Here is a 3,675-nt window from a genome sequence, read left to right as displayed (position 1 = left end):
TCCAGGAGGTCCGCCCCTCGGCCCGGGAGCTGCTCGCCACGGCCGCCGTCCAGCTCCAGCACATCAACGCCGATGACATCGAGCCCCGATGGGCGTGGCAGCTCGCCGAGCTCGCCCTCGCCCTGGAGAATCTGGAGCCGCTCCAGCGCGGGCATGCCGCCGTCCGCGAAGCCCGCCGGGCCCTGCCGTCGGTGTCGCAGTAGGAGTTCGTCGACTCTCTTGCCGAGCGCAAGCGGTGGTTCCTTGAACGTGCGGGCCTCGGCGGGCGCGGGAGCGTCAGAGGAGGCGGCGGGACCTCAACGGCGGCACGGGAGGTGCAGGCGGGGGAGCGCTGGTGCGGCGGACAGCGAGGCGTTCGATCCGCGCGGGCAGCGCCCGTGCGACACTCTCGGCCGGCCACTCCTGCCAGTGCAGGGTGATCCTTCGGCGGGAGAGACCGACGGTCTGCTCGTGCGAGCGGCGTACCGGCTCCGGGTCGGCGAGCGCCTGCATGAACGCGGCCACGAGAACTCGGGGTGTGCCGCTGCTGAACCAGGCTTTCCACACGGGGTCGTCCTCGTCGAGGCTGGCCGTGATGCGCCAGTTGCGGCTGCCGGAGAGATTGAAGTGCTCGCCCCTCACACGGCCGTCCGGCGAGCGGAACTCACCGTTGCGAATGGAGTCCCATCCGGCATCCCACAGCGGCTGGTAGGGAGCGGATATCGCCCGCGCGTTGTAGCCGGGGTCGGTGAGCGTATCGGTGACCGAGGCGATCAGCTCGACCGGCGTCCCGCCGTCGAAGGAGGCGTTCCAGACCGATCCGGTGCGGCCGTCGCGATGCGAGAGGTGCCACCACGGCTCGTTCGGATGGGGCTCGAGGCGGAGCATCGACTTCTGGTCAGGGCTGGTCAGGATGACCCGGGGCATGAGCGGGTCGTGGCCGTGGCTCCACCCGGCGCTGGCGTGCAGGGCGGCGGTGACCCAGGCCGGGTCGCCGGGGCCGGCGAGGTAGCGGGGGGAGATGAGTGCCTGCTCGACCTTGACGCTCACCCGCGCCTCCCCGCCGGGCGTCGTACCGGCGACGCCGCCGGGGCCGGTACGGCACCCAGGATCCGTGTCGGCGCCTTGAGGGCGACGGCGTGGATGTCGAGGAGGGCCCGGCCCTGGGTGGCCCAGGTGTCCAGGCAGTCCCACGCCTCCTCGTTGCGCTCGGCAAGAGAGTCGACGAACTCCTCCTGCGACACCGGCGGCAGGTCCCGGCGGGCTTCGCGGACTTCGGCATGCCCGCGCTGGAGCGTCTCCAGCTTCTCCAGGGCGCGGGCGAGCTCGGCGAGCTGCCACGCCCATCGGGGCTCGATGTCATCGGCGTTGATGTGCTGGAGCTGGACGGCGGCCGTGGCGAGCAGCTCCCGGGCCGAGGGGCGGACCTCCTGGAACGCTCTCCAGGTCTCGGAGTCCCGCTGGACCATGCGCCAGCCGTACGACACCTCGTCGTACGGCCAGCCGTCGGCGTCGGTGTGCTCGTCGGAGTAGGCGTCCCAGGCGGCGAGGATCGCCTCGCTCTCGATCAGGAACACCTCCAGCCGCCTCAGCAGGAGGGCGTGCGGGTCGGAAGGGAAGGTGGTGGACGGTGTGGTCAGGGTGTTTCCTTGTGTCGAAGGCGGTGGTCAGCGGCTGCGTGTGGGCGACGCGTCGACGGGTGGGTTCGGCGCCGGCCTGGCCGCGGCCGGCGGCGTGGTGGGACGGTGCCGGCGAGCCTCGGCGAGACGCTGTTGGTGCGCGGTCACGATCTGTTCGCCGATCACGATTTCCCGGCCCACGGCCAGGTGCGGGCTTTCGTCGATGGCGAAGGGCGGGCGCGGCACGGGTGCCGGGTCGGACAGGGCGGTCGCGACGGCGCCGAGCACATGGCCGGGCGTTCGGACGTCCAACGAGGCCCGCCACAACAGCCCCTCCGGCCCATGCGGTCCGTGGCTTCGGGCGACCTCGATCTCCCAGCCGCAACGGCCCATGGAGGGCGAGATCCGCTGCTCGACCATCGCGGTGCGGTCGGGCGACATGATCTGGTGACCGCCGAGTTCATCGGTGGTGTGCTCCCAGCCGCGTTCGGTGAGGATGGCCGCGAAGTCTTCCCGGGCGGTCTCCTCCGGCTTGGGGAGCAGGAGGGTGTCGGTGAGCCCGGCGACGATCTCCACCGGCGTGGAGCCGCTGAACGCGGCGTACCAGTTACTGGGACCGAATCCGCTGTGCACCGTCCACCAGTTGCGCGTGTACTGGGCGCAGGGTTTGAAGACCAGCTCGTGCTGCTGGTCGGGGCTCTGCATGCGGATGACCGGGTGCAGCGGGTCGCAGGGCGTGCTCCAGCCGGCGGCGCACAGGGCGTGTGTGACGTGCCGGGGGTCGCCGGGGCCGGCGAGGTAGCGCGGGGAGACCCGCGAGCCGAGCTTGCTCGCGTACTCGTTGGCGAAGGCGTCGAGCTGACGCCAGGTGATCACGGTGGTCCTCCATCTGGCTAAGAACGGGGTCAGCGGCGGGTCCGGGCGTCGCTGGCGGGGGTGTAAGGGCGGGCGGTGGCGCGCGGCCGGGCACTCCGGGCGCTGTTACGGGCCCAGGTGGCGGCCCGGGCGGCCGTGATCCGGGCCTGCTGCCACGCGCTGAGTTGGGAGGGCTTGACGGAGACCGACCAGGTGCGGATCTGCGCGCTCGGCGGAACGTGTCCGCGCGGACGCATCACGGGGTCGGGGTTGGCGAGTTCGGCCGAGAAGGCTTGCACCAGGTGCATCGGCGTGCTCGGCGAGAAGTTCGCGGTCCAGCCGTTGCCCTGCCGGTCCTTCGCCCCGGTCCACCACATCGCCTCGCCTTCGGGGCCCTGGTGATACTGCATCCACGCAGTGCCGTCGGGGCTGGTCGCGGTGTAGTGCTCGCCCTCGAAGCGCGTGTGCCAGTTCTGCTCCTGCAGTGGCGCCCAGACGTTGGGGGCGTGCGCGGAGCGCGGACGGGTGAGGGCGTCGGTGAGGCCGGCGACGATCTCCACCGGGGTCTGCCGGCCCAGGCGTGCCGCCCACTCGGCGCTGTGGCCGGTCGCGGCACCGTGGATCATCCATCCGCCGGGTTGGACGTAGGGGTCGTAAGAGATGCGGACGGTGCGGTCCGGGCTCTCCATGGCCAGGGGGCCGCCGGTCCTGGAGTGGTCGCGCCAGCCCGAGGCGCGCAGGAACTCGGAGATGTGCCGGACGTCACCACCGCCGGCGAGGCCGCGGGGGTAAACGAGGTAGTGCTGCTCGGCCTGCTCGTCCGGTCCCCAGCCCCGCCAGGTCCTCTTCATCGGTGCCGCCGGATGACGAGTGGAGCGGGGGACGGCTGCTTTGTCGTCTGGGCGGCAGGCCGGTTGTTGATGTGATGGAGGGGCTCGCAGTGTTCGTCCAGGTCTCCTCCGATGGCGTCGAGTTCGTTGGTGGCCCGGCCGAGAGCGAGCCACACCTCGGCCGGCAGGACGCCCCGCTCGGCCTGCGTCTTCGCGAATGTGCTGCTGACGGACATGAGGCCGGTGACGCGGTCGAGCAGTCCGCCGTCCGGGTCGAGTACATGAGCGATGACCTGCACCGCTTCGTGGGGAGGGAGCTGGGCGAGGTGGTCGGTCAGCAGGCCGAGCTGCCGGGCGATCTCGTCGGCCAGACGCACGGGGTAGGGGGCGGG

Annotated in this window: 5 protein-coding genes and 1 pseudogene; 1 reads left to right on the top strand and 5 read right to left on the bottom strand. The window is 71.7% G+C overall.

The window, feature by feature from the left end; translation table 11 throughout:
* Nucleotides 1-203 (top strand): annotated as a pseudogene (locus CCN56_RS43615) (hypothetical protein); the annotation flags it as partial.
* A gap of 73 nt (nucleotides 204-276) precedes the next feature.
* On the opposite strand, the gene CCN56_RS34180 reads toward CCN56_RS43615, so the two are convergent.
* The 5 genes from CCN56_RS34180 to CCN56_RS34160 form a co-directional block, all read right to left on the bottom strand.
* Nucleotides 277-1,029 (bottom strand): DUF317 domain-containing protein, encoded by a 753-nt coding sequence (locus CCN56_RS34180; protein ID WP_086831707.1) that lies wholly within the window; start codon nucleotides 1,027-1,029, stop codon nucleotides 277-279.
* Entirely contained in the window at nucleotides 1,026-1,556 is a 531-nt protein-coding gene (locus tag CCN56_RS43610; protein ID WP_086831706.1) for a hypothetical protein, read from the bottom strand. The genes CCN56_RS34180 and CCN56_RS43610 overlap by 4 nt, the downstream gene beginning before the upstream one ends.
* 90 nt (nucleotides 1,557-1,646) lie before the next feature.
* On the bottom strand, nucleotides 1,647-2,474 hold the full coding sequence (locus CCN56_RS34170; RefSeq protein WP_086831705.1) for a DUF317 domain-containing protein: 828 nt from the start codon (nucleotides 2,472-2,474) through the stop codon (nucleotides 1,647-1,649).
* Nucleotides 2,475-2,503: 29 nt separating this feature from the next.
* Entirely contained in the window at nucleotides 2,504-3,304 is an 801-nt protein-coding gene (locus CCN56_RS34165; protein WP_086831704.1) for a DUF317 domain-containing protein, read from the bottom strand.
* Nucleotides 3,301-3,675 (bottom strand): hypothetical protein (locus CCN56_RS34160; RefSeq protein WP_256962326.1); only part of this gene is annotated, 375 nt, incomplete at its 5' end. The genes CCN56_RS34160 and CCN56_RS34165, both read right to left, overlap by 4 nt.

It is taken from the genome of Streptomyces sp. NRRL B-24572 (assembly GCF_002156145.1).
Lineage (GTDB): Bacteria > Actinomycetota > Actinomycetes > Streptomycetales > Streptomycetaceae > Streptomyces > Streptomyces vietnamensis.
Note: the sequence above shows the minus strand (reverse complement) of the source record. Positions and strands in the feature narration are given on the sequence as shown.

Bases quoted from the DNA above. Each gene is read 5' to 3' on its own strand.
- CCN56_RS34165 (WP_086831704.1), bottom strand. From the start codon at position 3,304: ATGAAGAGGACCTGGCGGGGCTGGGGACCGGACGAGCAGGCCGAGCAG.